The 26,724-nt window shown below is 60.1% G+C and carries 25 protein-coding genes; 21 read left to right on the top strand and 4 right to left on the bottom strand.

Going from position 1 to position 26,724, the window contains the following annotated elements; all coding sequences use genetic code 11:
- The first annotated feature begins 39 nt into the window (after nucleotides 1-39).
- The 14 genes from KW841_RS26540 to KW841_RS26475 all read left to right on the top strand — a co-directional run bounded on the left by KW841_RS26540 (nucleotide 40) and on the right by KW841_RS26475 (nucleotide 19,491).
- Nucleotides 40-216, top strand: coding sequence for a hypothetical protein (locus KW841_RS26540; RefSeq protein ID WP_003176118.1), 177 nt, complete (start codon nucleotides 40-42; stop codon nucleotides 214-216).
- Nucleotides 200-3,154 carry a sensor histidine kinase gene (locus KW841_RS26535; RefSeq protein ID WP_007971103.1) on the top strand — a complete coding sequence of 985 codons (2,955 nt, stop codon included), beginning with the start codon at nucleotides 200-202 and terminating at the stop codon, nucleotides 3,152-3,154. The genes KW841_RS26540 and KW841_RS26535 overlap by 17 nt, the downstream gene beginning before the upstream one ends.
- A 22-nt stretch (nucleotides 3,155-3,176) precedes the next feature.
- Nucleotides 3,177-4,619, top strand: a complete 1,443-nt coding sequence (locus KW841_RS26530; protein ID WP_218480328.1) for a sigma-54 dependent transcriptional regulator — start codon at nucleotides 3,177-3,179, stop codon at nucleotides 4,617-4,619.
- Nucleotides 4,620-5,437: 818 nt separating this feature from the next.
- Nucleotides 5,438-6,838: a polynucleotide adenylyltransferase PcnB gene (locus KW841_RS26525; RefSeq protein WP_218480327.1), complete on the top strand. Its 1,401-nt coding sequence runs from the start codon at nucleotides 5,438-5,440 to the stop codon at nucleotides 6,836-6,838.
- Between the two features lie 3 nt (nucleotides 6,839-6,841).
- Nucleotides 6,842-7,327 (top strand): 2-amino-4-hydroxy-6-hydroxymethyldihydropteridine diphosphokinase, encoded by a 486-nt coding sequence (gene folK / locus KW841_RS26520; protein ID WP_218480326.1) that lies wholly within the window; start codon nucleotides 6,842-6,844, stop codon nucleotides 7,325-7,327.
- A 364-nt stretch (nucleotides 7,328-7,691) separates the two neighbouring features.
- Entirely contained in the window at nucleotides 7,692-8,492 is an 801-nt protein-coding gene (gene panB, locus KW841_RS26515; RefSeq protein ID WP_116581787.1) for a 3-methyl-2-oxobutanoate hydroxymethyltransferase, read from the top strand.
- A complete protein-coding gene (gene panC / locus KW841_RS26510) occupies nucleotides 8,489-9,349 on the top strand; it encodes a pantoate--beta-alanine ligase (RefSeq protein ID WP_218480325.1) in 861 nt (286 codons plus the stop codon). The genes panB and panC overlap by 4 nt, the downstream gene beginning before the upstream one ends.
- A 184-nt stretch (nucleotides 9,350-9,533) precedes the next feature.
- Nucleotides 9,534-9,914 (top strand): aspartate 1-decarboxylase, encoded by a 381-nt coding sequence (panD, locus tag KW841_RS26505; RefSeq protein WP_003228271.1) that lies wholly within the window; start codon nucleotides 9,534-9,536, stop codon nucleotides 9,912-9,914.
- 224 nt (nucleotides 9,915-10,138) lie between these two features.
- Nucleotides 10,139-11,803 (top strand): glucose-6-phosphate isomerase, encoded by a 1,665-nt coding sequence (gene pgi, locus KW841_RS26500; RefSeq protein WP_102701626.1) that lies wholly within the window; start codon nucleotides 10,139-10,141, stop codon nucleotides 11,801-11,803.
- A gap of 230 nt (nucleotides 11,804-12,033) precedes the next feature.
- Nucleotides 12,034-13,971 (top strand): acetate--CoA ligase, encoded by a 1,938-nt coding sequence (gene acs, locus KW841_RS26495; protein WP_218480324.1) that lies wholly within the window; start codon nucleotides 12,034-12,036, stop codon nucleotides 13,969-13,971.
- A gap of 108 nt (nucleotides 13,972-14,079) precedes the next feature.
- Nucleotides 14,080-14,952 (top strand): oxygenase MpaB family protein, encoded by an 873-nt coding sequence (locus KW841_RS26490; protein WP_218480323.1) that lies wholly within the window; start codon nucleotides 14,080-14,082, stop codon nucleotides 14,950-14,952.
- Nucleotides 14,953-15,130: 178 nt separating this feature from the next.
- Entirely contained in the window at nucleotides 15,131-16,147 is a 1,017-nt protein-coding gene (locus KW841_RS26485) for a class I SAM-dependent rRNA methyltransferase (RefSeq protein WP_218480322.1), read from the top strand.
- Between the two features lie 93 nt (nucleotides 16,148-16,240).
- Nucleotides 16,241-19,198 (top strand): DUF748 domain-containing protein, encoded by a 2,958-nt coding sequence (locus tag KW841_RS26480; RefSeq protein ID WP_218480321.1) that lies wholly within the window; start codon nucleotides 16,241-16,243, stop codon nucleotides 19,196-19,198.
- Nucleotides 19,198-19,491: a DUF2845 domain-containing protein gene (locus tag KW841_RS26475; protein ID WP_218480320.1), complete on the top strand. Its 294-nt coding sequence runs from the start codon at nucleotides 19,198-19,200 to the stop codon at nucleotides 19,489-19,491. The genes KW841_RS26480 and KW841_RS26475 overlap by 1 nt, the downstream gene beginning before the upstream one ends.
- 281 nt (nucleotides 19,492-19,772) lie before the next feature.
- On the opposite strand, the gene KW841_RS26470 is transcribed toward KW841_RS26475, so the two are convergent.
- On the bottom strand, nucleotides 19,773-20,129 hold the full coding sequence (locus KW841_RS26470; RefSeq protein ID WP_056728649.1) for a BON domain-containing protein: 357 nt from the start codon (nucleotides 20,127-20,129) through the stop codon (nucleotides 19,773-19,775).
- A gap of 303 nt (nucleotides 20,130-20,432) precedes the next feature.
- On the bottom strand, nucleotides 20,433-20,855 hold the full coding sequence (locus KW841_RS26465; RefSeq protein WP_218480319.1) for a pilin: 423 nt from the start codon (nucleotides 20,853-20,855) through the stop codon (nucleotides 20,433-20,435).
- Between the two features lie 227 nt (nucleotides 20,856-21,082).
- Between KW841_RS26465 and KW841_RS26460 the strand changes: the two genes are divergently transcribed.
- The 4 genes from KW841_RS26460 to yacG are packed head-to-tail and all read left to right on the top strand — an operon-like array spanning nucleotide 21,083 to nucleotide 23,991.
- Nucleotides 21,083-22,300: a type II secretion system F family protein gene (locus KW841_RS26460; RefSeq protein ID WP_218480318.1), complete on the top strand. Its 1,218-nt coding sequence runs from the start codon at nucleotides 21,083-21,085 to the stop codon at nucleotides 22,298-22,300.
- Nucleotide 22,301: 1 nt separating this feature from the next.
- Nucleotides 22,302-23,174 (top strand): A24 family peptidase, encoded by an 873-nt coding sequence (locus tag KW841_RS26455; RefSeq protein WP_218480317.1) that lies wholly within the window; start codon nucleotides 22,302-22,304, stop codon nucleotides 23,172-23,174.
- A complete protein-coding gene (gene coaE, locus KW841_RS26450; protein WP_218480316.1) occupies nucleotides 23,171-23,794 on the top strand; it encodes a dephospho-CoA kinase in 624 nt (207 codons plus the stop codon). Before KW841_RS26455 ends, coaE begins: the two co-directional genes overlap by 4 nt.
- On the top strand, nucleotides 23,791-23,991 hold the full coding sequence (gene yacG / locus KW841_RS26445) for a DNA gyrase inhibitor YacG (protein ID WP_007970539.1): 201 nt from the start codon (nucleotides 23,791-23,793) through the stop codon (nucleotides 23,989-23,991). The genes coaE and yacG overlap by 4 nt, the downstream gene beginning before the upstream one ends.
- 18 nt (nucleotides 23,992-24,009) lie before the next feature.
- Here yacG and KW841_RS26440 read toward each other — a convergent pair whose 3' ends face one another.
- Together KW841_RS26440 and KW841_RS26435 are read right to left on the bottom strand one after the other, a co-directional pair.
- Nucleotides 24,010-24,699 carry an energy-coupling factor ABC transporter permease gene (locus tag KW841_RS26440; RefSeq protein WP_218480315.1) on the bottom strand — a complete coding sequence of 230 codons (690 nt, stop codon included), beginning with the start codon at nucleotides 24,697-24,699 and terminating at the stop codon, nucleotides 24,010-24,012.
- Nucleotides 24,696-25,163, bottom strand: a complete 468-nt coding sequence (locus KW841_RS26435) for an FAD/FMN-containing dehydrogenase (protein ID WP_116581800.1) — start codon at nucleotides 25,161-25,163, stop codon at nucleotides 24,696-24,698. The genes KW841_RS26440 and KW841_RS26435 overlap by 4 nt, the downstream gene beginning before the upstream one ends.
- Before the next feature lie 130 nt (nucleotides 25,164-25,293).
- Between KW841_RS26435 and KW841_RS26430 the strand changes: the two genes are divergently transcribed.
- The 3 genes from KW841_RS26430 to KW841_RS26420 are packed head-to-tail and all read left to right on the top strand — an operon-like array spanning nucleotide 25,294 to nucleotide 26,671.
- On the top strand, nucleotides 25,294-25,920 hold the full coding sequence (locus KW841_RS26430) for a DUF1780 domain-containing protein (protein ID WP_007970534.1): 627 nt from the start codon (nucleotides 25,294-25,296) through the stop codon (nucleotides 25,918-25,920).
- The gene (locus tag KW841_RS26425; RefSeq protein WP_116581802.1) at nucleotides 25,917-26,444 is read left to right on the top strand and encodes an MOSC domain-containing protein; all 528 of its coding nucleotides are present in this window, start codon (nucleotides 25,917-25,919) and stop codon (nucleotides 26,442-26,444) included. Before KW841_RS26430 ends, KW841_RS26425 begins: the two co-directional genes overlap by 4 nt.
- Nucleotides 26,445-26,497: 53 nt before the next feature.
- The gene (locus KW841_RS26420; protein ID WP_007970531.1) at nucleotides 26,498-26,671 is read left to right on the top strand and encodes a DUF3094 domain-containing protein; all 174 of its coding nucleotides are present in this window, start codon (nucleotides 26,498-26,500) and stop codon (nucleotides 26,669-26,671) included.
- Nucleotides 26,672-26,724: the final 53 nt, after the last annotated feature.

The following is a 26,724-nucleotide window of genomic DNA, read 5'->3' as shown; positions in this document are numbered from 1 at the left end:
GCACGTTTTCGGGCACGCACATAAAAAAGAGAGGCCGGGATGTACATCTATCGCTTGGTCCTGCTTTTGGTAGTGGGCATTTACCTGTTTTCCCCGGCCATCATGGATTGGTGGATCGACGCCACTGGCGCCTGGTATCGCCCTTATCTGCTCTGGCTGATTCTGATCGTCGTGACCTTCATCCTGCAGAGCCAAAAAGATGCCGATGAGCTTTAGCCTGACCCAGATGATCCTGATCAGCGCCGCATACCTGGCGGTGCTGTTCGGTGTGGCCTGGATCAGCGAACGGGGCATGATTCCCCGGGCGATCATTCGCCACCCGCTGACCTACACCCTGTCACTGGGCGTCTATGCCAGTGCCTGGGCGTTTTACGGCACGGTGGGCCTGGCCTACCAGTACGGCTACGGCTTTCTGTCCAGCTACCTGGGCGTTTCCGGGGCCTTTCTGCTAGCGCCGGTGTTGCTTTATCCGATCCTGAAGATCACCCGCACTTATCAACTGTCGTCCCTGGCGGACCTGTTCGCCTTCCGCTTCCGCAGCACCTGGGCCGGAGCGCTGACCACGATTTTCATGCTGGTCGGCGTATTGCCGTTGCTGGCCCTGCAGATTCAGGCGGTCGCCGACTCCATCGGCATCCTTACCCGCGAACCCGTACAGAATCGCGTGGCCCTGAGCTTCTGCGCACTGATTACGCTGTTCACGATTTTCTTCGGCTCCCGCCACATCGCCACCCGGGAAAAGCATGAAGGCCTGGTGTTCGCGATTGCCTTCGAGTCGGTGATCAAGCTGATCGCCCTCGGCGGTGTCGGTTTGTATGCGCTCTACGGCGTGTTCGACGGCCCGCAACAGCTTGAACTGTGGCTGCTGCAAAACCAGACCGCGCTCGCGGCCCTGCACACGCCTTTGCAGGAAGGCCCGTGGCGCACCCTGTTGCTGGTGTTCTTCGCCTCTGCCATCGTGATGCCGCACATGTATCACATGACCTTCACCGAGAACCTCAACCCGCGTTCGCTGGTCAGTGCGAGCTGGGGCCTGCCGCTGTTCCTGCTGCTGATGAGCCTGGCGGTGCCGCTGATTCTCTGGGCCGGCCTGAAGCTGGGCGCCACCACCAATCCGGAATACTTCACCCTGGGCATCGGCATCGCCGCCAACAGCAAGGCGCTGGCGCTGCTGGCCTATGTCGGCGGGCTGTCCGCCGCCAGCGGCCTGATCATCGTCACCACGCTGGCGCTGTCCGGGATGGCCTTGAACCACCTGGTGCTGCCGCTTTATCAGCCACCGGCCGAAGGCAATATCTACCGCTGGCTGAAGTGGACCCGTCGGGCGCTGATTGTCGCGATCATCATGGCTGGCTACGGCTTCTACCTGATGCTCGGTGCCGAACAGGACCTGGCCAACCTCGGCATCGTCGCGTTCGTCGCCACGTTGCAGTTCCTGCCGGGCGTGCTCTCGGTCCTGTACTGGCCGACCGCCAACCGTCGCGGCTTCATCGCCGGCTTGCTGGCGGGGATACTGGTGTGGCTGGTGACCATGTTGTTACCGTTGGTCGGCAACCTGCAGGGCTTCTACATTCCGCTGCTGAACATGATCTACGTGCTGGACGACACCAGCTGGCACATGGCGGCGATTGCCTCGCTGGCGGCCAACGTACTGATGTTCACCCTGATCTCGCTGTTCACCAACGCCAGCACCGAAGAGGCCAGCGCTGCCGAAGCCTGCGCCGTGGATAACGTGCGCCGCCCGCAACGCCGCGAACTGCACGCCGCCTCGCCCCAGGAATTCGCCACGCAGCTTGCGAAACCATTGGGTGCAAAAGCGGCGCAGAAAGAAGTGGAACAGGCGCTGCGCGACCTTTATCTGCCATTCGACGAACGCCGACCCTATGCCCTGCGTCGCCTGCGTGACCGCATCGAAGCCAACCTCTCCGGCCTGATGGGGCCGAGCGTGGCCCAGGACATGGTCGAGACGTTCCTGCCCTACAAGGCAGGTGGCGAAAACTACGTGACCGAAGACATTCACTTCATCGAAAGCCGACTCGAGGACTACCACTCGCGCCTGACCGGCCTGGCCGCCGAACTCGATGCCCTGCGCCGCTATCACCGCCAGACCCTGCAGGAATTGCCGATGGGCGTTTGCTCGCTGGCCAAGGATCAGGAAATCCTCATGTGGAACAAGGCCATGGAGGAGCTGACCGGCATCGCTGCGCAGCGCGTGGTCGGTTCGCGCCTGAGCACCATTGCCGACCCGTGGAAAGAACTGCTGCAAGGCTTCATCAATCTGCCGGACGAGCACTTGCACAAGCAGCACCTGGCCCTCGACGGCCAGACACGCTGGCTGAACCTGCACAAAGCGGCAATCGACGAACCCCTGGCGCCGGGTAACAGTGGCCTGGTGTTGCTGGTGGAAGACCTGACCGAAACCCAGATGCTCGAGGACAAACTGGTGCACTCCGAGCGCCTGGCGAGCATCGGTCGCCTGGCGGCCGGCGTGGCCCATGAAATCGGCAACCCGATCACCGGTATCGCGTGCCTGGCGCAGAACCTGCGCGAAGAACGCGAGGAAGACGGCGAGCTGAAGGAGATCAGCGGGCAGATCCTCGAGCAGACCAAACGCGTGTCGCGCATTGTCCAGTCGCTGATGAGCTTTGCCCATGCCGGCAGTCATCAGCACAGCGACGAGCCCGTCTGTCTGGCCGAAGTGGCCCAGGATGCCATCGGCCTGCTGGCGCTGAACCGACGCAATTTCGAAGTGCAGTTCTACAACCTGTGCGACCCCGAGCACTGGGTCGAAGGCGACCCGCAACGGCTGGCCCAGGTGTTGATCAACCTGCTCTCAAACGCCCGTGACGCATCGCCTCCCGGTAGTGCGGTACGGGTCAAGAGCGAAGCCGGCGAACACACGGTCGATCTGATCGTGGAGGACGAAGGCAGCGGTATTCCGTCGAGCATCATGGACCGATTGTTCGAACCTTTCTTCACCACCAAGGACCCTGGCGAAGGCACCGGTCTGGGCCTTGCACTGGTCTATTCCATCGTTGAAGAGCATTATGGACAAATCACCATCGACAGCCCGGCTGATGTTCAAAGCCAACGCGGCACCCGAATCAGGGTTACCTTGCCGCGTCATGTCGAAGCGACGTCCGCTGTGAACTGAGACCGTCGAGAGTATCGAATCAATGCCGCACATTTTGATCGTCGAAGACGAAACCATTATCCGCTCCGCCTTGCGCCGCCTGCTGGAACGCAACCAGTACCAGGTCAGCGAAGCCGGTTCAGTGCAGGAAGCACAAGAACGCTTCACCATTCCCTCGTTCGATCTGATCGTCAGTGACCTGCGCTTGCCGGGCGCGCCTGGCACAGAGTTGATCAAGCTCGCCCAAGGTACGCCGGTGCTGATCATGACCAGCTACGCGAGCCTGCGCTCGGCAGTCGACTCGATGAAAATGGGTGCGGTGGATTACATTGCCAAGCCATTCGACCACGACGAAATGCTGCAAGCCGCCGCACGAATCCTGCGTGACCGACAAACGGCACAAACCGGTGGTGAAGCGGTTGCCGGCAAAACCGCCAACAACGGTGCGGCGAAGTCCGGTGCCGACAACAGCAACGGCGAAATCGGCATTATCGGCTCATGTCCGCCGATGCAGGACCTGTATGGCAAGATCCGCAAAGTCGCGCCGACCGATTCCAACGTGCTGATCCAGGGCGAATCGGGCACCGGTAAAGAACTGGTGGCCCGCGCCCTGCACAACCTGTCCCGGCGCGCAAAGGCACCGATGATTTCGGTGAACTGCGCAGCCATTCCGGAAAGCCTGATCGAGTCCGAACTGTTCGGCCACGAAAAAGGCGCATTCACCGGCGCCAGCGCCGGGCGCGCCGGCCTGGTGGAAGCAGCGGACGGTGGCACCTTGTTCCTCGACGAAATTGGCGAACTGCCACTGGAAGCCCAGGCTCGCCTGCTGCGCGTATTGCAGGAAGGCGAAATTCGTCGCGTAGGTTCGGTGCAGTCGCAAAAAGTCGATGTGCGCCTGATCGCCGCGACTCACCGCGACCTCAAGAGCCTGGCGAAGATCGGCCAGTTCCGCGAAGACTTGTATTACCGCCTCCACGTTATTGCGCTGAAGCTGCCAGCCCTGCGCGAACGCGGTGCGGACGTCAACGAAATCGCCAACGCCTTCCTCGCGCGGCAAAGTGCGCGAATCAACCGCACCGACCTGAAGTTCGCCGCGGATGCCGAGCAAGCCATTCGTCACTACTCCTGGCCGGGCAACGTTCGCGAACTGGAAAACGCCGTCGAGCGCGCGGTTATCCTGTGCGAAAGCCCGGAAATCTCCGCCGAGTTGCTGGGCATCGACATCGAACTGGGCGACCTGGAAGATGACGAATTCATTGGCCTGCCCCCACAACAGGGCAATGGCAATGCCAGTAACAGCAATCACGAGCCGACCGAAGACCTCTCCCTGGAAGACTACTTCCAGCATTTCGTCCTCGAGCATCAGGACCACATGACTGAAACCGAGCTGGCCCGCAAACTCGGGGTCAGCCGCAAATGCCTGTGGGAACGCCGTCAGCGCCTGGGCATCCCTCGACGCAAGACCGGGGTGGCCAGCGAAAGCTGAACCCCACCTGTCTCATGTGCGGGTAACACGTGACATTGTGAAAAAACTGTTACCTCAGCTTTTTCACGTAACAGAAGCCGGGGCTTACGGTAACGAAGCCCCGGCTTTTTTTCGCCTTCGAAATGCCTGGCAACCGGCCTAACCCCTTGTTTTATTGGGTTTCGCAAAAGTTGGCACGCACCCTGCTATATGTTTGGTACAAGAACAATAACAAGCAATGCACAAGACAATAAAAATAAGACGAATCGACTCACGCACAATAAAAACAAGACGGCGAGAGGCGCAGCTAACTGATTCTTTTGGAGAGGCGTTGTATTTGGGGCTTGCCCCACGACCAGGCCGAGAACAACAAAAACTGTCCTAAGACAGAGCCTGTACTGGTTGGATCGAAAGATCACTGCAATTCAGCGACCAAAGCAATCCGTTTGCTCTTGGCTCCCGATTGGGAGGGTCATGAAGGAAAGCTTCATGGCAAGGGCACTTAACAAAAACAAAAAGCCCGAAACCAAAAATAAAAATAGAGCATGCAACTACTTCTTGGGGAGCTTCGGCTCCCCTTGTAGTTTCTGCGATTCAGAAAAACCCGCGTATCACTGTAGGAGCGAGCCTGCTCGCGAAAATCCCACAGACACCTCGGGGCATCTGGTTTTACGCGTAATCGTTCACGTCCATCGCGAGCAAGCTCGCTCCTACACCCTGCGCCTTACAGCTCATATCTGCTGTGTCCTACACCATCCCCCGACTAAATGCTAGAATCCCCGCCCATCATGCGGTCATTCTTCTGTTATGGCCGAATATTCCTTCAAACAGTGCATCCCATGCTGAAGAAGCTGTTCCAGTCATTCCGTTCTCCCAAGCGTCCTACGCAACACATTCGCAGCACGCCTGAAGTGCTCAACAGCGGCCAACACTCGCTGCAAAAGGCGCAATTCAGCCGCTATGCGGTGAATATCGTTGAACGCCTGCAGAGCGCCGGTTATCAGGCTTACCTGGTGGGCGGCTGCGTGCGCGACATGTTGCTGGGCATTACACCGAAAGATTTCGACGTTGCCACCAGTGCCACCCCCGAGCAGGTACGGGCCGAATTCCGTAACGCTCGAATCATCGGGCGTCGGTTCAAACTGGTGCACATCCACTTCGGCCGCGAAATCATCGAAGTCGCGACCTTCCGCGCCAATCACCCGCAAAACGAAGACGAGGAAGACAGCAACCAGTCTTCGCGTAACGAAAGCGGGCGCATCCTGCGCGACAACGTCTATGGCACCCTGGAAGAAGACGCGCAACGTCGCGACTTCACCATCAATGCCCTGTATTACGATCCGGTCAGCGAGCGCATTCTCGATTACGCCAACGGCGTTCACGACATCCGCAACCACCTGATCCGCCTGATCGGCGATCCGAAGCAACGCTACCAGGAAGACCCGGTACGCATGCTGCGGGCCGTGCGTTTCGCCGCCAAGCTTAATTTCGGTATCGAAAAGCACAGTGCCCTGCCGATCCGCGACCTGGCGCCGATGCTGCGCGAGATCCCGTCGGCTCGCCTGTTCGAAGAAGTGCTCAAGCTGTTCCTCTCCGGCCACGCCGCGGATACGTTTGAAATGCTGGTCGACTTGCAGTTGTTCGATCCACTGTTCCCGGCCAGCGCCGAAGCACTGGAATACAACCCGACCTACACCCACACCCTGATCAGCGAAGCCCTGATCAATACCGACCTGCGGATCAAGCAGAACAAACCGGTCACCCCGGCGTTCCTGTTTGCGGCCCTGCTCTGGCCTGCCCTGCCGGCGCGCGTCCTGCGTCTGCAGGAGCGTGGCATGCCGCCGATTCCGGCGATGCAGGAAGCAGCGCATGAGCTGATTTCCGAACAGTGCCAGCGAATCGCGATTCCGAAACGCTTCACCATGCCGATCCGCGAGATCTGGGACATGCAGGAACGCCTGCCGCGCCGCAGCGGCAAGCGTGCCGATCTGTTGCTGGACAACCCGCGCTTCCGCGCCGGCTATGACTTCCTGCTGTTGCGCGAGAGTGCGGGCGAGCAGACTGACGGCCTCGGCGAATGGTGGACCGACTATCAGGACGCCAATGAAAGCGAGCGCCGCGACATGATCCGCGACCTCAGCGGCAAGGAAGAAGGCACTGGCGCCCCGCGCAAGCGTCGCCGCAGCGGTGGTTCCAAGCGCAAGCGCGCCGCCGGTGCTTCGAGCAACACGGGCGAGTAATCCATGGAACGCATCTACATCGGCATGGGCAGCAATCTGGCTGACCCCGCCGAACAATTGCGCAGCGCCGCCGAGGCGCTGGCGTCCTTGCCGCAATCCCGACTGGTCGGGGTTTCTGCGTTTTATCAAAGCGACTCGCTGCTTCCCGGACAACCGCGCTACACCAATGCGGTGGCCGCTCTCGACAGCACGCTGGCACCTCTGGAATTGCTGGATGCCTTGCAGGCCATCGAAAACGGCCAGGGTCGCAAGCGCCTTGAACGCTGGGGACCGCGTACGCTGGACCTCGACATCTTGCTGTTCGGTGATCGCCTGATCGACGAACCGCGCCTCAAGGTTCCCCACTACCACATGCAGGAACGGGCCTTCGTGCTATATCCATTGGCCGAGCTGGCACCTGCCGATCTGCAGCTGGCCGATGGCCGGACCCTGGCCGAACTGCTCAATGCATGCCCGTTCGTCGGCCTGGAACGCCTGCTCCCGACGTGACACAAATCACCTGTGGGAGCGGGCTTGCTCGCGAAAGCGGTGTGTCATCCAGAATCAATGTTGACTGAAACTCCGCCTTCGCGAGCAAGCCCGCTCCCACATTGGTTTTGTGTCGGGCACAAGATCTGCTGCTGAATCGCATCAGTTACTCCGGTAACACCCCACCCGTAACAATGCGGTAACACACGCAATTGACTTCCCTCGTTCTCCTCACGACTATAGGCGTCCCGCTGCCGCCAACACGGCGTTCAAGGGCGCAATCCAGGCCTTAAAAGCACGACGAAAGAGCGTGCGCCTGTATTCAACGAAGAATCACGCGCGTTACTCGCAGTAGTTTCCACAGCGCCTGAATGAGGAACTTTTCATGCCAGCCATCACCCTGACCACCCTGCAAGGTCTGAAGCAAAAAGGTGAAAAGATCACCATGCTGACCTGCTACGACGCAACCTTCGCCCACGCCTGCAACCAGGCCGGCGTCGAAGTGCTGCTGGTGGGCGACTCCCTCGGCATGGTTTTACAGGGCCACGACAGCACCTTGCCTGTCACCAGCGCAGAAATGGCTTACCACGTGGCTGCCGTCAAACGCGGTAACAGCGATGCCCTGATCCTCGCCGACCTGCCTTTCATGGCCTATGCCACCACCGAACAAGCCATGACCAACAGCGCCCTGTTGATGCAGGCCGGCGCGCACATGGTCAAGGTCGAAGGAGCGTTGTGGCTGGCCGATTCGATTCGCCTGCTGGCCGAGCGCGGCATCCCTGTCTGCGCGCACATGGGTCTGACGCCGCAGTCGGTGAACATCCTTGGCGGCTACAAGGTCCAGGGTCGCAATGAAAATCAGGCGCGGCAGATGCGTGCCGACGCGATCGCCCTGGAACAGGCTGGCGCGGCCATGCTGCTGCTCGAGTGCGTCCCGAGCGAGCTGGCTGAAGAAATCACCCAGGCGGTGAAGATTCCGGTGATCGGGATTGGCGCCGGCAATCGCACCGACGGCCAGGTGCTGGTTCTGCACGACATGCTGGGGCTGTCCATTACCGGCCGCGTGCCAAAATTCGTGAAGAACTTCATGACTGGCCAGACCAGCATTGAAGCTGCATTGAATGCCTACGTGACTGAAGTCAAGGCGGCGACTTTCCCTGGAATCGAACACGGATTCTCTGCATGAACACCGTAAAAACCGTACGTGAACTTCGGGCCGCTGTGGCCCGTGCCCGTAGCGAAGGCAAGCGCATTGCCTTTGTGCCGACCATGGGCAACCTGCACAGCGGTCACGTTGCGCTGGTGACCAAGGCCTCCCAACGGGCGGACTTCGTGGTGGCGAGCGTTTTCGTCAACCCGCTGCAATTCGGTGCTGGCGAAGACCTCGACAAGTACCCGCGCACCCTCGCCGCCGACCAGGAAAAACTGCTCCAGGCCGGTTGCCATCTGCTGTTCGCGCCGACCGTCGAGGAGATGTATCCCGACGGCATGGCCGGCCAGACCCGCGTCAGTGTCCCGCAATTGTCCGAAGGCCTGTGCGGCGCAAGCCGGCCGGGGCATTTCGAAGGCGTGGCGACGGTGGTCAGCAAGCTGTTCAACATGGTTCAGCCGGACCTTGCAATCTTTGGCGAGAAGGACTTCCAGCAACTGGCGGTGATTCGCGCGCTGGTACATGACCTGAACATGCCGATCCAGATCATCGGTGAGCCGACCGTACGGGCGGCCGATGGCCTGGCGCTGTCGTCGCGCAACGGGTTCCTCAACGAACAGCAACGCGCTGTGGCACCGGTGGTCTACCGCACGCTGAATGCGATCAGCGAGGCGATCAAGCAGGGCGAACGCGATTTCCCGGCGCTGATCGACACGCAGGTCAAACAGCTCGAAACGGCTGGCCTGCGTCCTGACTATCTGGAAATCCGCCATGCCCTGACCCTGCGCCCGGCGACGGCTCAGGATCGTGACCTGGTGATTCTGGTGGCGGCGTTCCTCGGTACGACGCGGTTGATCGACAACCTGCACCTGAACCTCGACGCGCCAATCTAGACAACAAAAAAACCTGTGGGAGCGAGCCTGCTCGCGATAGCGGATGTTCAGTCACAACAGTTTTGCCTGATCCACCGCTATCGCGAGCAGGCTCGCTCCCACAGGGGTTCTGCTGCGCCCATACAGACCTTACTGACGCCCACAAACCCTTCGGGCCACTTGCCCGCCGACCTGGGAAACATTCATGCACGCCATCATGCTCAAAGCCAAGCTGCATCGCGCCGAAGTCACCCACGCTGTACTCGATTACGAAGGCTCCTGCGCCATCGACGGTGAATGGCTGGACCTGTCCGGTATCCGCGAGTACGAACAGATCCAGATCTACAACGTCGACAACGGCGAGCGCTTCACCACCTACGCCATCCGTGGCGAAGAAGGTTCGCGCATGATCTCGGTCAACGGCGCCGCGGCGCACAAGGCCAAGGTCGGTGATCGCGTGATCATCTGCGCTTACGCTCATTACAGCGAAGCCGAACTGCTCAACTTCAAGCCGCGCATGCTCTACATGGCACCGGGCAATGAACTGAGCCACACCAGCAATGCCATTCCGGTCCAGGTCGCCTGATCCGAGCCCTGTCTCTTCCGTTTGTCGGACCATTCCTAACTTCGATGTTAAAAAAGTACCGGAAACAGGTCAGACAAAGTCAAGACAGATCATTGCGCGGGGTTTACTGTATTCGCCCTGCGCCATGAAATCGTGTCGACGCAGTTGACCGGAACGCCCACCCACAGCGCTCCGGGATTTTTAGTGTTCTAAAGGCCGTTCAAGTAATAAGGAAACCCGCAGCGATGGCGTATTACCGCACTCCTCACGACGTTACCGCTCTGCCCGCCTGGCAAGCGTTGAATGACCACCGCCAAGCCATGCAGGATTTCAGCATGCGCGAAGCCTTCAATGCCGATCCGCAGCGCTTTACTCAATTCACCCTCAGCAGCTGCGGCCTGTTTCTCGACTATTCGAAAAACCTGATCAACGCCGAGACCCGCAACCTGCTGGTGGGCCTGGCCAACGAAGTCGACCTCAAGGGCGCGATCAAATCGCTGTTCGATGGCGAAATCGTCAATGCTTCCGAAGGCCGTCCAGCCCTGCATACCGCGCTTCGCCGCCCGGTCGGCGACAAGCTGTCGGTCAATGGCGTCAACGTGATGCCGGAAGTGCACAAGGTGCTGAACCAGATCACCGACCTCGTCGGCCGTATCCACGACGGTCTGTGGCGCGGTTACACCGAGAAGCCGATCACCGACGTGGTGAACATCGGCATCGGTGGCTCCTTCCTCGGCCCCGAACTGGTGTCCGAAGCCTTGCTGTCCTACGCCCAGAAAGGCGTGCGTTGCCATTACCTGGCGAACATCGACGGCAGCGAATTCCACGAACTGACCATGAAGCTGCGTGCCGAAACCACGCTGTTCATCGTCTCGTCGAAATCCTTCAACACCCTCGAAACCCTGAAAAACGCCCAGGCCGCCCGTGCCTGGTACCTGGCCCAGGGGGGTTCGGAAGCCGAGCTGTATCGCCACTTCATCGCGGTATCGAGCAACAACGCCGCCGCCGTGGCGTTCGGCATTCGCGAAGAAAACATCTTCCCGATGTGGGACTGGGTCGGCGGCCGTTACTCGCTGTGGTCGGCCATCGGTTTGCCGATTGCCCTGGCCATCGGCATGTCCAACTTCAAGGAGCTGCTGTCCGGTGCCTACACCATGGACCAGCACTTCCAGAGCGCACCGTTCGAACAGAACATGCCGGTGCTGCTGGCCTTGCTCGGCGTGTGGTACGGCAACTTCTGGGGCGCGCAAAGCCACGCGATCCTGCCGTACGATCACTACCTGCGTAACATCACCAAGCACCTGCAACAGCTGGACATGGAATCCAACGGCAAGAGCGTGCGCCAGGACGGCAAGCCCGTGTCCACCGATACCGGGCCGGTGATCTGGGGCGGCGTCGGCTGCAACGGTCAGCACGCCTACCACCAGCTGCTGCATCAGGGCACCCAACTGATTCCGGCCGATTTCATCGTGCCGATCGTCAGCTTCAACCCGGTGTCCGACCACCACCAGTGGCTGTACGCCAACTGCCTGTCGCAAAGCCAGGCGCTGATGCTCGGCAAGACCCTGGCCGAGGCCGAAACCGAGCTGCGCGACAAAGGCATGAGCGAAGCCGAGGTACACAAACTCGCGCCGCACAAGGTGATCCCGGGCAATCGTCCGAGCAACACCCTGGTGGTCGAGCGCATCAGCCCGCGTCGCCTCGGCGCACTGGTGGCGATGTACGAACACAAAGTCTTCGTGCAAAGCGTGATCTGGGGCATCAATGCCTTCGACCAGTGGGGCGTGGAGCTGGGCAAAGAGCTGGGCAAAGGTGTCTACAACCGCCTGGTCGGTAGCGAGGAAACCCCGGCCGAGGACGCCTCGACTCAAGGGCTGATCAACTACTTCCGCGGTCGTCACCGCGGGTGATTTGAAGCCTGCCCACAAAGGGTGTATTGAGTACAAACTTTGTGGGCAACGGATATCCAGTGTGGGAGCGGGCTTGCTCGCGAAGGGGCCGGTACATTCAACAACCTTGTTGACTGAACCACCGTCTTCGCGAGCAAGCCCGCTCCCACAGTTGTTTTGTGTACGGCTTGAACCCATTGACCACTCGGCGCATCTTTATCTTTGTCGCAAAACAAGAATAAGGAACCGTCATGTTCGATATCAGCAAGTTCCCCAAAGCCGATGCCGTCCGCCGGGCTGCACAACTGAGTCAAGACGACTATCAGCGCCTGTACCGCGAATCCATTGAACACCCCAGCACCTTCTGGGCCGAACAGGCCACGCGTTTTCTCGACTGGAGCGCGCCCTGGGAAACCGTCCAGCGCTACAACCTGAAGACCGGTGAGGCCAGCTGGTTTGCCGGTGCGCAATTGAATGTCAGCTACAACTGCATCGACCGGCACCTGGAGAAACGCGGCGATCAGGTCGCCATCATCTGGGAAGGCGACGACCCTGCTGACTCGACATCGATCACCTACAAACAACTGCATGAAAACGTCTGCCGCCTGGCCAACGTGCTGAAAAGCCGTGGCGTGAAAAAAGGCGACCGCGTGTGCATCTACATGCCGATGATTCCCGAGGCGGCCTACGCCATGCTTGCCTGTACCCGCATCGGTGCGGTGCACTCGGTGGTGTTCGGCGGTTTCTCCCCGGACTCGTTGCGCGACCGCATTCTCGACGCTGACTGCCGCACCGTGATCACCGCCGACGAAGGCGTGCGCGGCGGCCGGCCCGTGCCACTCAAGCAGAACGTCGACAAAGCGCTGCAAAGCTGCCCGAACGTGAGCACCGTGCTGGTGGTCGAGCGTAGAATTGCACAGGTGAACTGGATCGAAGGACGGGACATCAAGTACCAGCAGGCCCTGCGCGAAGTCAGCGCCGATTGCCCGCCCGAGCCGATGGACGCCGAAGCCCCGCTGTTCATCCTCTACACCTCCGGTAGCACCGGTAAACCCAAAGGCGTGCTGCACACCACCGGCGGCTACCTGCTGCAAGCGACGATGACCTTCAAGTACGTGCTGGATTACCGCGATGGCGAGGTCTTCTGGTGCACCGCCGACGTCGGTTGGGTCACTGGCCACAGCTACATCGTCTACGGTCCGCTGGCCAACGGCGCGACCACGCTGATCTTCGAGGGCGTGCCGAGCTACCCGACGACCTCGCGCTTCTGGCAGGTAATCGACAAGCACAAGGTGAACATTTTCTACACCGCCCCGACGGCCCTGCGCTCGTTGATGCGCGAAGGGCCCGCCGCGTTGAAGGGAACCTCCCGCGCCAGCGTCAGGTTACTCGGTACGGTCGGCGAACCGATCAATCCGGAAGCGTGGGAGTGGTACTTCCATGAGGTGGGCGAAGAGCGTTGCCCGATCGTCGATACCTGGTGGCAGACCGAGACCGGCGGCATCATGCTCAGCCCTTTGGTCAGCGCCCAACGAATCAAGCCCGGTTGCGCCACACAACCGATGTTCGGCGTGCAGCCAGTGCTGCTCGACGAGCAAGGCAAGGAAATCCAAGGCGCCGGCAGCGGCGTACTGGCCATAAAATCCAGCTGGCCGGCGCAGATCCGTAGCGTCTATGGCGACCCGCAGCGCATGGTCGACACCTATTTCAAGCCGTATCCCGGCTACTACTTCACCGGCGATGGCGCGCGGCGCGATGAAGATGGCGACTACTGGATCACCGGGCGCATCGACGATGTGATCAACGTGTCCGGCCACCGTATCGGCACGGCCGAAGTGGAAAGCGCCCTGGTGCTGCACGACAGCATTGCCGAGGCCGCTGCGGTCGGTTACCCCCACGACATCAAGGGCCAGGGCATCTATGTCTTCGTCACGCCCATGAACGGCGTCGAAACCAACGATGAACTGAAGCAGCAATTGCTGGCCCTGGTCGGCAAGGAAATCGGCAATTTCGCCAAACCGGACTTGATCCAGTGGGCGCCGGCCTTGCCGAAAACCCGCTCAGGCAAGATCATGCGGCGCATTCTGCGCAAGATCGCCTGCAACGAACTCGATAGCCTGGGCGATACTTCGACCCTGGCCGACCCGAGCGTGGTGCAGGGCCTGATCGATAAACGCCTGCATCAATAATGCTCGCTCTTTGTAGGAGCTGCCGCAGGCTGCGATCTTTTGACTTTGCTCTGCAGGATCAAAAGATCGCAGCCTGCGGCAGCTCCTACAGGAAATTACCGGGACACCATGGAATTCATCCGCAGCCGCATCGAAACCCAGATCATGAGCCTGACCGGTTTGTCCCTGGGCAAGCTCGACCTGGAGAACCCCAAGGGCGACCCGGGGCTGTTCGGACCGGACTCGGTGAGCTGGCAAGTCCATGGCGATTTCAGCAGCATGCTGATCGGTGGCATCAGCGCCCTGATGCTGCAGGCCCTGCACCCGCTGGCATTGGCCGGGGTGTGGGACCATTCGAATTTTCGTGAAGACATGCTCGGTCGCTTGCGTCGCACCGGGCAGTTCATCTCCGGTACCACCTTCGGTTCGCGGCAAGACGCCGACTGGTTGATCGAGAAGGTTCGCACCATCCATTTGCAGGTGACCGGCACGGCGCCGGATGGACGCCCCTATGCCGCCAGCGATCCCGACCTGCTGACCTGGGTGCACGTCGCCGAGGTCAGCAATTTCCTCGCTGCGCATTTGCGCTATCGCAACCCGCATCTGTCCCTAGTCGATCAGGATCGCTATTACGCAGAGATCGCCTTGGTCGCCGAGCGTCTTGGTGCCCGGGATGTGCCCCGTTCGCGGCAGGCAATTGCCGACTACCTTGAGCGCATCCGCCCGCAACTGCTGTGCGACGAGCGCAGCCGCGAGGTGCTGCGCCTGTTGTTGAACGCGCCCTCTCCCAGTCGATTGGCCAGGCCGTTCGGCGGGTTGATGATGCAGGCGGGGATCGATCTGCTGCCGGATTGGGCCAGTGACATGCTCGGCGTCAGCCAGAACCCGCTGCAACGCAAGCTGATCCGCGCCAGCGTCAATCGCAGCGCGCCAATGCTGCGCTGGGCGGTGCGTAATGGATCGGTGCATCGGGCCAAGCGACGGATGGGGATATTGACCTAGCAGGTATTGCTGCGATTTTTTCTGTGGCGAGGGGGCTTGCCCCCGTTGGGCTGCGAAGCGGCCCCCAGCTCTCGAGCGTTTCCGAAATTTTGCCAGTGCTACGCACTGGAACGGGGGCAAGCCCCCTCGCCACAGTGTTAAACTCCCGCGCCCAATTCTCTCCTGCAAGGCGCCCAGCATGTCTTCCTTGAATCAGGCGCTGCGCGCCGCCCTCGATCAACGCCAGGACTTGCTCGCCGAACTGCACCAGCAGGGTACCGACTGCTATCGCCTGTTCCACGGCAGCCAGGAGGGTGCCGGTGGCTTGACCATCGACCGCTACGGCCCGCAATTGCTGGTACAGAGCTTCCACCAGCCGCTGGAGCGCGAGGCGCTGCTGCAACTGCACGAAGCGATCAACCAATACCTGGGCTTTGAAACCCTGCTGGTCTACAACGACCGCTCCCGCGGAAACTCGCGCATCGATCGCGAAGACATTGTCTACCGCGCCGACGAAGCCGCCCTGCAAGACCTGGTAGGCCACGAATGGGGCCTGAACTATCGAGTGCGTGGCCGCCATGCCGGACAAGACCCGCTGCTGTTCCTCGACCTGCGCAACACCCGCGGCTGGGTCAAGGATCACAGCAAGAACAAAAGCGTTCTGAACCTGTTCGCCTACACCTGTGGCGTCGGCCTCAGTGCCGCGGCCGGTGGTGCGCGCGAGGTGTGCAACCTGGACTTCGCCGAAGGCAACCTGGCGGTCGGTCGCGAGAACGGTTTACTCAACCCGCAGTTGCCGACTATGGAGTTTATCCAGTCCGACTACTTCCCGGCCATTCGCCAACTGGCCGGCCTGCCGATCAGCCAGCGCCGCGGGCAAAAACTGCCGAGCTATCAGCGCCTGGACCAGCGCCAGTACGATCTGGTGCTGCTGGACCCTCCGGCCTGGGCCAAGAGCGCTTTCGGCACCGTCGACCTGCTGCGTGACTATCAGAGCCTGCTCAAGCCGGCCTTGTTGACCACCGCCGACAACGGCGTGCTGATCTGCTGCAACAACCTGGCGAAAGTCAGCATGGACGACTGGCGCGAACAGGTTTTGCGTTGTGCGGAGAAGGCCGGGCGGCCAGTGCGTGAGTGGAGCGTGATGAAACCAGGCGCCGACTTTCCGTCGATGGATCAGCAACCACCGCTGAAAACCCTGATTCTGCAGCTCTGACAGCTGTGGGAGAAATCTGAAACTTCCTCGACAGGTCAATCACTTCGGAACCGGAAACGCGTGCCATACTCCAAGGCACTCCGATTCAGACAGATGAAGCCGCACATGTACAAAGGATTGATTCGCGCTATCGGCGCCTTGTTGACTGCTCTGGCCCTCTACAGCTTGCTGGGTTTTCTGATTTTACCGGGTGTGGCGTTGCGCGTTGCCAACCAGCAACTGGCCAACTACGCCACCACCCCCGCCACGATCCAGCGGATCGAGTTCAATCCGTTCAGCCTTGAACTGACCCTCTGGGGCTTGAACATCGGCGAGCCCGGCAAGGAGCAGGTCGCTTTCGAACGCCTGTACGCCAATCTGCAACTCGACAGCCTGTGGACCAAGGCGGTGCATCTGTCCGATGTCGAACTGGACAAGCCCAAGACCGAAATCCTGTTCGGCAAGGATGGCAAACTCAATCTGCTCGGGCTGTTCAAACTGCCAGCAAGCGAACCCACGCCCGCCGACCCGAACGCCCAGCCGTTTCCACTGCGCATCGAGCGGATCAAGCTGGCCGGCGGCGCCCTGCACTTTGTAGACGCCCGGCCCAGTGAGCCCATCGAATTTCTCTACGACTCCCTCGATTTCGAACTGAAGAACCTCAGCACCCTGCCCGATGACAGCGCCGACATGACCCTGGTGGCCGTCGGCCCCAACGGCGGACAGATCGACTGGACAGGCAACTTCAGCCTGATCCCGATCGCCTCCGAAGGTAAGCTGAAAATCACCGATGGCAAGATGAAAGCCTTTTGGCCCTATGTGCGCGATGCCGTGCCACTGGACCTCGAAAGCGGCATCATGACCATCAGCACCGACTACAAGCTCAACCTGTCCAAGCAAACCGAGCTGCTGTTGAGCAATGTAGCGGTCACTGTCGCCCCCTTCGCGATCAAGGCGCCGGATGGCCGGCCGCTGGTAAAGCTTGAGCGTCTGGACGTCAGCGAAACCACGGTGGACCTGGCCAAACAGCAGGTGGTGGTGGGCAAGATCCGCAGCCACAAACTGGAAACCTGGGCCGCACTGGAACCGGACGGCCAACTCGACTGGCAGAAACTGTTCGCCAGCCAACCGTCCAAGTCCACCGCCAAAGCCAAGGCGGATGCCGAACCGACCAACACTCCGGCGGCGGCAGACTCACCGAAACCCGAACCGGGCGCACCCGACAAACCCTGGCAGGTGGTGATCAAGGATGTGCAGCTGCGCGACTACAAGGTGCATCTGGCTGACCGCAAGGCACAGCCTGCCGTCGCCCTGGACCTGGCTCCGCTGAACCTCGACCTGCAAAACTTCGACAGCCTCAACGGTTCGCCCTTTACTCTCAAGCTCGATACCGGCGTGGGCAAGCAAGGCAAGATCATGGCCGACGGCGAGGTCAACCTGGCCCCGGTCAGCGCCAGGCTGAAGGTGCAGACCAAAGACATCGACCTGCGGGTCGCCCAGTCCTACATCACGCCATTCATTCGCCTGGAACTGCGCAGCGGCATGCTCGGCAGCGATCTGGCGGTCAATCTCAAAAGCACCGAGCCCCTGGCCTTCAACGTCACCGGTCGCGCCCAGGTCGATCAGTTGCATACCCTGGACACCCTGAAAACCCGCGACTTCCTCAAGTGGCAACAGGTCGTGGTCGAAGGCCTGAACTATCAGCATGGGGACAGCCTGTCGATCGACAAGGTCAACCTGTTCCAGCCCTATGCGCGTTTCATGATCAACGATGATCGCACCACCAACATCGACGATCTGCTGATTCCGCAACCGGCGGACTCCGGGGCAAAACCGGCAGCGAGCAAATCGACAAGCAACGAAAAACCGCTAGGCATCCACATCGGCGGCATTTTCATCAATGACGGTTCGGCCAACTTCGCCGACTTCAGCCTGACCCCGAACTTCGCCACCGCCATCCAGCAACTCAACGGGCAGATCGGCACCATCGACAGCCGCCAGCCGAAACCGGCCAGTGTTGACGTCAAGGGCAAGGTCGACCGCTACGCGCCGGTGACCATCAAGGGCTCGGTCAATCCGTTCGACCCGATGGCCAGCCTCGACATCGCCACCAGCTTCAAACGCGTGGAGCTGACCACACTGACCCCCTACTCCGGCAAGTTCGCCGGCTACCGTATCCGCAAGGGCCGGCTCAATCTCGACCTGCATTACCAGATCACCAAGGGGCAGCTCAAAGCCGAAAACAAAGTGGTGGTCGAGCAACTGCAGCTGGGTGAAAAAGTCGACAGCCCGGATGCCGTGAGCCTGCCGCTGAAACTGGCGATTGCCTTGCTCAAGGACGTCGACGGCAAGATCTCCATCGAGCTGCCGGTCACCGGCGATCTGAACAACCCTCAGTTCAGCGTCATGCCGATTATCTGGCAGACCCTGCGCAACCTGATCGTCAAAGCCGCAGCGGCACCGTTCAAACTCATTGGCGGGCTAGTCAACGGTGGTGGTTCGGAAGACCTGGGCAGCGTTTCATTCGCGGCGGGTTCCAGCGAGTTGGGCAAGGACGCCGAAGGCGCTCTGGACAAACTGTCCAATGCGCTCAAGGAACGCCCGGCCCTGCGCCTGGAAATCGAAGGCACTGCCGCTCAGAGCAGCGATGGCCCGCTGATCGCCGAGCAACGCCTGGAACGGGAATACCAGTACAACTACTACAAAATGCTCCAGCGCCGCGGTGACAAGGTCCCGGCCCAGGCTTCGTTGCTGGAAGTGCCGGACGGGGAAAAAGGTCCGTTGCTCGAAGGTATCTACCGTACCCGCCTTAAAACCCAGCCCCCTGCCGAATGGAAGGACCTGGGCAAGGAAGAGCGCACCGCGAAAATGCGCGCCGAGGTGATCAAGTTCTGGAGCTCCAGTGACGTACTGTTGCGTCAACTGGGCCAGGAGCGCGCCAGCAGCATCAAGGATTACCTGGTCGACAAGGCCAAACTGGAAGATGAGCGGGTGTACTTCATCGACGCCAATCTGGGCGAAGCGGAAAGTGACGGCCGCGTGGTGACACCGATGCATCTGGATGCCGAGTGATGATGCGGCGGCTGGCAAGCCTGGTCCTGGCGCTATCCGCCAGCCAGGCCTGGGCGGCCGATACCCTGCGCTGCGGCAGCCAATTGATCAGCGTCGGCGATCGCTCGAGTGAGGTGGTGCAGAAATGCGGTGAACCGGTGAGTCGCGATCTGCTGGGTTACAAGCGCAGTGCAGACCGGCGCGAGGAATTTCAGCTCGAGGAATGGACCTACGGACCGAATGGCGGCATGTATCAATACTTGCGGTTCGAAGGTAATCGGTTGAAACAGATCACCAGCAAACGCGGCAATTGATTAACCACGATTCAAAGTGGGAGCGGGCTTGCTCCGGGCGGCGATCCGACGAAGGCGGACTGACATTCAACACAGGCGTTGAATGAAAAACCGCTTTCGCGAGCAAGCCCGCTCCCACAATTGTTTACGGCGCACCACATAAAACAGGCCCCGGCAAAAATGCGCGGGGCCTGTGGCGGCCAACATCCGTTTGGCCCTTCGCATGAACACTCAGGTTGCAACAGACGTATGACTCGGCCCGTCTGTCGCGCCTCCTCCCGGTCCAGGCGAGAAGTCTTGCCTTACTCGGCTTTCAGGCCGTCAGCGGAGACCGCCTTGACGCCTTTGATTTTCTTGGTAATGGCCACAGCCATTTCTTTTTGCGAATCGGTTACGGCGGTGGTCGACGACAGCGATACCACACCTTTGTTGGTTTCAACCTTGATGTCGCTACCTGGAATGCCTTTTTCGGTCATCAGGTCAGCTTTGACTTTGGTGGTGATCCAGGTATCGGAAGTAGCTTCTTTCGCTTCGGTCATCTCACCGGCAGCCAGCACCATTGGCGACTGGGTTGCCTGGGTGGTTTGAGCAAACGCGGCGTTGGCCATGGTCAGGGTCAGCGCGGTAGCAGCAGCGGCAGTGATAGCGAACTTCTTCATACGAGTAACTCCTGTTTTTCGGAAAGTCTGCCGGGTGTCTTATCGGCAGGGTTACCAAGGATATTGCGAACGCTGTGCCAACTTTGAAACCGAGAATAAAACCTTATAAATCAATGAATTATAAAATCAGCCAATTTTCGTAATCATGCAAAATGCACGAGATGCACAAACACTGCATGCAAGTTGCGGGTTTATGAAAAGTTCCTAAGATGCTGAAATTTCTGTGCTTTATGACCGGCTTTTGACGACCACCAGTCGACAAACAGGAAAAACCCCGCAAAAGCGGGGAATTGATTCAGCAACTCATGCCGCAGAACCGGAACACCCTTTAGGCAAGTAATCCGGGGAAACACTGCTCTTGCATGACCAGCCTAGGGTTTCGTCCCGTGTCAGGGTGACGGTTTTGCCCTGGATCACCCCCGGGGCATTGTGCAACGTACAGACGATTGATCCCGCGCCCTCCGGCGTTGTAGCCGTCACAGACAAAGTGCAATGGGTGGTCGATGCCGCACCGGCGGGCGCCACGTTGGCAATGGTCGGAGTTTCCCCCTGATTGACCACATCCTCGAACGGCACTTTCATCGCAGTCAGCTCGGCCAGCGCCGCCGTGACCTTGGCCCGGGCCTGGTACTTGGAATACATCGGCAGGCCCAGTGTTGCCAGGATCCCGATGATCGCCACCACGACGAGCAACTCGATCAGGGTAAAACCTTTCTGATTGTTCATGTACAAGCTCCATGCATGAGTCGAAGGCTCATGACCTGCCCCATGGCAGCACAGCCTGTGCCAAGGTCGGAAGCCCCTGTTGGCAGTGGGTGTGGTGGTCGCAAGGCCCTTACGCACTGCCAGGATCAGCACTATCTGACGTTTTTTGTCACCTCACCCTGGCGGGTTTGGCCCCATCCTTTGACTAGGCTATAAGAGCAACTCAATCGGAATACCCAGGACTGAACATGGCGGTCAAGGCAGCGAAAATCAGCGTGTATGCATGGGAAGGCATCGACCGCAAAGGCACAAAAGTGACCGGCGAACTCAGCGCTCAAAACCCGGCGCTGATCAAGGCGAAACTACGCAAACAAGGCATCAGTCCGGGCAAGGTTCGTAAAAAAAACCCATCAATTTTCAGCATGGGCAAACGTATCAAGGCCCAGGACATTGCCCTGTTCACCCGGCAAATGGCGACGATGATGAAGGCCGGCGTGCCGTTGTTGCAGTCCTTCGACATCATCGGCGAGGGCTTCGACAATCCGGCCATGCGCACGCTGGTGGACGAACTGAAACAGGAAGTTGCGGCAGGCAGCAGCTTCGCCGCCGCCCTGCGCAAGAAGCCCCGGTATTTCGATGAACTGTATTGCAACCTGGTGGATGCCGGCGAACAGGCCGGTGCCCTCGACACCCTTTTGGAGCGGGTCGCGACCTACAAGGAAAAAAGCGAATCCCTCAAGGCCAGGATCCGAAAAGCCATGACCTACCCGCTGGTGGTGGTATTCGTCGCGGCGATTGTCACCGGGATTCTGCTGGTCAATGTCGTGCCGCAGTTCGAGTCGGTGTTCAAAGGCTTCGGCGCCGAACTGCCGGCCTTTACCGTGATGGTCATTGGCCTGTCGCAATTCATGCAGGCCTGGTGGTGGTTGGTCCTTGGCGCGCTGCTCACGATGGCCTTCGGCATGCGCCACGCTCTCGGGAAGTCCCCGGCCTTGCGTGACCGGATGGACACCTGGCTGCTGAAACTGCCGCTGGTGGGCACCCTGATGCACAAGTCCGCCGTGGCCCGGTTCGCCCGCACACTGTCGACCACTTTCGCTGCCGGCGTGCCGCTGATGGAGGCCCTGCAATCAGTGGCCGGTGCGACCGGCAATAGCGTGTTCAAGCGCGCTGTGTTGCGCATCCGGCAAGACGTTTCGACCGGCATGCAATTGAATTTCGCCATGCGTACCTCCGGCGTCTTTCCGAACATGGCGATACAGATGACGGCCATCGGCGAAGAGTCAGGCACCCTGGACGCCATGCTCGACAAAGTCGCGGGATTCTACGAAGACAACGTCGATAACATGGTCGATAACCTCACCAGCCTGATGGAGCCGTTCATCATGGTGGTGCTGGGTGTTATCGTCGGTGGATTGGTAGTTGCCATGTACCTGCCCATCTTCCAACTTGGCTCAGCGATCTGACATGCCCTTGAATGAAATCCTGATTCACTCTCCGCTGGCCTTTGTCCTTCTCGCAGGCATCACCGGCCTGCTGGTCGGCAGTTTCCTCAATGTCGTGATCTGGCGCCTGCCGAAAATGCTCGAACGCGACTGGCGTGAGCAGGCCCATGACATTCTCGGGCTGCCTGGCGAAACGCCGCTGCCGACCTACAATCTGTTGCTGCCCCACTCCCAGTGCCCGCACTGCGATCACCGAATCCGCGCCTGGGAAAACATCCCGCTACTCAGTTATGTGTTTTTGCGCGGCCGCTGTTCAGCCTGTGCGGCGGCGATCAGCCCGCGCTATCCATTGACCGAATTGGCCTGCGGGTTGTTATCGGCGTTTGTTGCCTGGCACTTCGGCTTCGGTTGGCCGGCCGGCCTGGTACTGGTCCTGAGCTGGGGATTGCTGGCGATGAGCCTGATCGACGCCGAGCATCAGATATTGCCGGACGTGCTGGTGCTGCCATTGATGTGGCTGGGGTTGGTCGTCAACAGTTTCGGCCTGTTCGTGTCGTTGCACGAGGCACTGTGGGGGGCGATAGCCGGATACGGCCTGCTGTGGTCGGTGTTCTGGCTGTTCAAACTGATCACCGGCAAGGACGGCATGGGTCACGGCGATTTCAAACTGCTGGCGATGCTGGGCGCCTGGGGTGGCTGGCAGATTTTGCCGCTGACCATCCTCCTGTCCTCGCTGGTGGGAGCAATCATCGGGTTGATCACCCTGCGCTTGCACCATGCAAAAACCTCGACGCCTATCCCTTTCGGTCCCTATCTGGCCATTGCCGGCTGGATTGCCTTGCTCTGGGGTGGTCAAATAACCGATCTCTATTGGCAGTATGTCGGTTTGAAATGAATACCCCTGTGGAAAAACCCTGGATTCTCGGCCTGACCGGCGGCATCGGCAGCGGTAAAAGCGCGGCCGCCCAACACTTCATCGATCTGGGCGTGCACGTGGTCGACGCCGATCATGCCGCTCGCTGGGTCGTTGAACCCGGCCGCCCGGCACTGGCACAAATCGCCGAGCACTTCGGACCCGGCGTGTTGCAAGCCGACGGACAACTGGACCGCGCGGCGCTACGCAAATTGATCTTCGAAGTGCCTGAAGAGCGCCGCTGGCTGGAGGCCCTCCTGCATCCACTGATCGGCGAGGAAATCGCTCATCACCTGGCGCTGGCAAAATCACCTTATGCGATTCTGGTATCGCCGCTGCTGATCGAATCCGGCCAATACGCCATGACCCAACGGGTGCTGGTGATCGATGCCCCGGAACAATTGCAGATCGAACGCACCCTGCACCGTGACCAGACCAGCGAGCAGCAAGTCCAGGCGATCCTCAAGGCCCAGTCCAGCCGCCAGGATCGCGTGAGCCATGCCGACGACGTCGTGGTCAACGACCGCGACCTTGCCTGGCTGCACAGCGAGGTCGAACGCCTGCATCACTTTTATCTTACTTTGCGTGGAGGCCAGTCATGAGCCAACCAACAACCGTCGAATGCCCAACCTGCGGCGCCCCCGTGGAATGGACAGCCGAGAGCAAATTCCGGCCATTCTGCTCCGATCGCTGCAAACTGATCGACCTCGGCGCCTGGGCGTCCGAAGAACACAAGATTCCAGTGGCTCCCGATGCCGAGGACGAGATGTTCAGCGGTGACTTCGATCCGCGCCACTGATCCAACGGGTCGACGATTTCAGGGCTTGGGGTCGTCGTCCTTCCAGGGCGCCGAGAGGTAGCGAGTGCGGTTGAACGTCTCAAGCCACTCCGGACAAAACACGACCAGCGCACTGACGATCATGCCGTTGATAAACGCTTCGGGAAAAATGATCAGCCATAGATATCCGACAAAATCTTCCAGCCAGTACGGCATGGCAAAACGCTCGTCGAACCATAGCAAGCAAAGCGCCAGCAGCAGACACAGCAACGCCGACAGCGCGGCGGCAAAAAATCCGGAAACGAAGATATACACGAAGGGATTTCGCGGCTGCGCGCGCTCCACCAGGATCTCGCAGCACTCGGTGACCAGCACCGGTAACGCAATCAGCAGCGCACCATTGACCCCGACCGCAACCAGATCCTGACGCCCGAGCAACACCAGCCCCAACTGCGCGACCAGCCCGCCAACGATCGCCAGCGGCCAGTCCAGCAGCAGTGTCACCGCCGTCATTCCGATGAAGTGGTAAGACACACCGGTATCGAAATCCCGCCGCACCAGCCACAGCATGAACAACGCGAATACCGTGCCGAACAATAAATGCTGGCGACGGCTGTCTGTGAACAGTTCAACCCAGGGCGCGCGCCACATCGCCCAAAGCAGCACCGGCACATAGATCATCCAGCCGACTGTCAGGCTCTGCGGTGACAGCAGCTCAGCGCCGATCATGGACCAGACGTCTCCAGCGCTTCACGCAATTGCGCAGCCGTGGCGTATTCGTGCTGATTGATCAATCGACCATCCTTGAGCTGTAACCACAACACTTTATCCACAGCGCCGGGGTAACGCGGTGCGACACGACCTTCACGATCCAGCATCACCCGATAGGAGTAATCGCGCATGGCCGGTACTGCGAACATTTTCGCGATCAAGCGTGGCATTCGCTGGATGTCCGCAAGAAAGACCGCGTGCCGGGCCTCCAGATAGCCTTTGGGCTGACCTTGCAACGCCGCATCGACCAGTTTCGCCGCTTCCATGCTGCGCGCCACCAGCAGCGTCTGAGTGCGACTGTCAAGGGTGAAGGCCTGATCGAACTGATCAAGCAATGTCCATGGCGCCAGCCGCTCGCCGACCTCCAGCGCATTGGCCCACAGCGGCAGCAGACTGAGTACTAATAGCGACCAATATTTCACCTTGAACCCCCTTGTTCTATCGCAGGCGCGTAATGGCCATCAGTCTACACCGCCCGTTCCGTGTGCCCAGCGATGCTGATTGATGCTTAACGCTTTCTGCTTGTCGCAATTGAACGCTAAGCTTGGGCCTATGGATGACTCAGATTACTTACGCCTGCTGACCATCGCGGCCGAGCAAGCCAACGCGTTCCTGTCCAATGCCCGCAAATGGGAGCGTGAGCGTTGGGTGTGCCAGCGCCTGTTGCAAGGTTTGAACATTCCCTATCGCGCCGATGAGTTCGCCCCCGCCGGGGAGCCGCCGGATGTGTTGTTTCGCGATGCCAGTTTCGAGGTGTTCTTCGTGCTCGACGAGGGCCGGCGCCTCAACGATGAATGGCGCGACGAACTGCAACGCCGACGCAGCGCGTTTTCCCTGAGCCAGCTGGTACGCCGCGAGGCCAAGCCACGACGCATCCCCGCCAACGAGTTCTTGCTGCGATTGGCGCCGACCTTGCGCAAAAAAGCGCACAACTACAAAGAGCGCGGCATGGATCTGGGTGAACTGGACATCATTGCCTTCGCCAGCCTCAAACGCGAAGTATTGGACCTCAACAGCCATTTCCCGCCGCCGACCGAGTACCTGCGCCAGGGCTGGCGTTCGCTGTCCTTGGTCGGGCCGACATTTGCCCGCGTGCTGTTCGCTCACCCGGATGCGCCGGACTTCTTGCGCAGCAACCTGGGACGCAGCATTGTCTTCGACGTCGGTATCAGCCTGTGAGCCCGCTGCAGGCGCTGATCGCCGAGGTGCCGCAACAAGGTCGTGTGCGCTGGATCGGCGTGCGCCCGCAATCACGTTCGGCGATGCTTGAACTCGATGCCGTGGAAGCGCGCCTGGAGGCCGGCCTGACCGGCGACCACGCCCGCCCCGGCGTGCGCAATGCGCGGCAGGTCACGCTGATTCAGTGGGAGCATCTGGCGGTGATCAGTTCGCTGATGGGGCGTGCACAGGATCATCCGGTCCGGCCTGAAGATCTGCGGCGCAATCTCGTTATCAGTGGCATCAATCTGTTCAGCCTCAAGGGCCGCCGCTTCCGGATTGGCCAGGCAACGTTCGAAACTACCGGCTGGTGCCAACCCTGCGCGCGCCTTGAAAGCAACCTGGGCATCGGCACCTTTCAGGCCGTGCGCGGACATGGCGGAATCACTGCCCGGGTGTTACAAAGTGGAATCATTCGCCTGGACGATATCGTCAGCGTCGAACCCGTTCCAGACAGCGGCTATGCTGCGTTCAACCCTGGGTAAAAACACTGTAGCTTCTACACATTCAGCAACGTCTACCTTTGACGAGGCCCGATATGACCAGCCGCCTGAACCCCGACGACCAAAAGCATGTCGAAGAGTACCTGCAGTTGTCCCAGCACCAAGTCGAGCGCCGGCCTTTCCGGCCGTGGATGCTCCTTGTTCTGGTATTGGCAGTGACCATTGGCCTGGGCCTGTTGAGCCGACTTATCAGTTACCTGACGCTATGAGCTGCCTTGCGCTCGCTTGGGTAATTGCACCGATTTCTTTTAGCCTTGCGAGT

Origin of the sequence: Pseudomonas sp. PDM28 (assembly GCF_019219115.1) — a bacterium.
GTDB lineage: Bacteria > Pseudomonadota > Gammaproteobacteria > Pseudomonadales > Pseudomonadaceae > Aquipseudomonas > Aquipseudomonas laurylsulfatiphila.
Note: the sequence above shows the minus strand (reverse complement) of the source record. Positions and strands in the feature narration are given on the sequence as shown.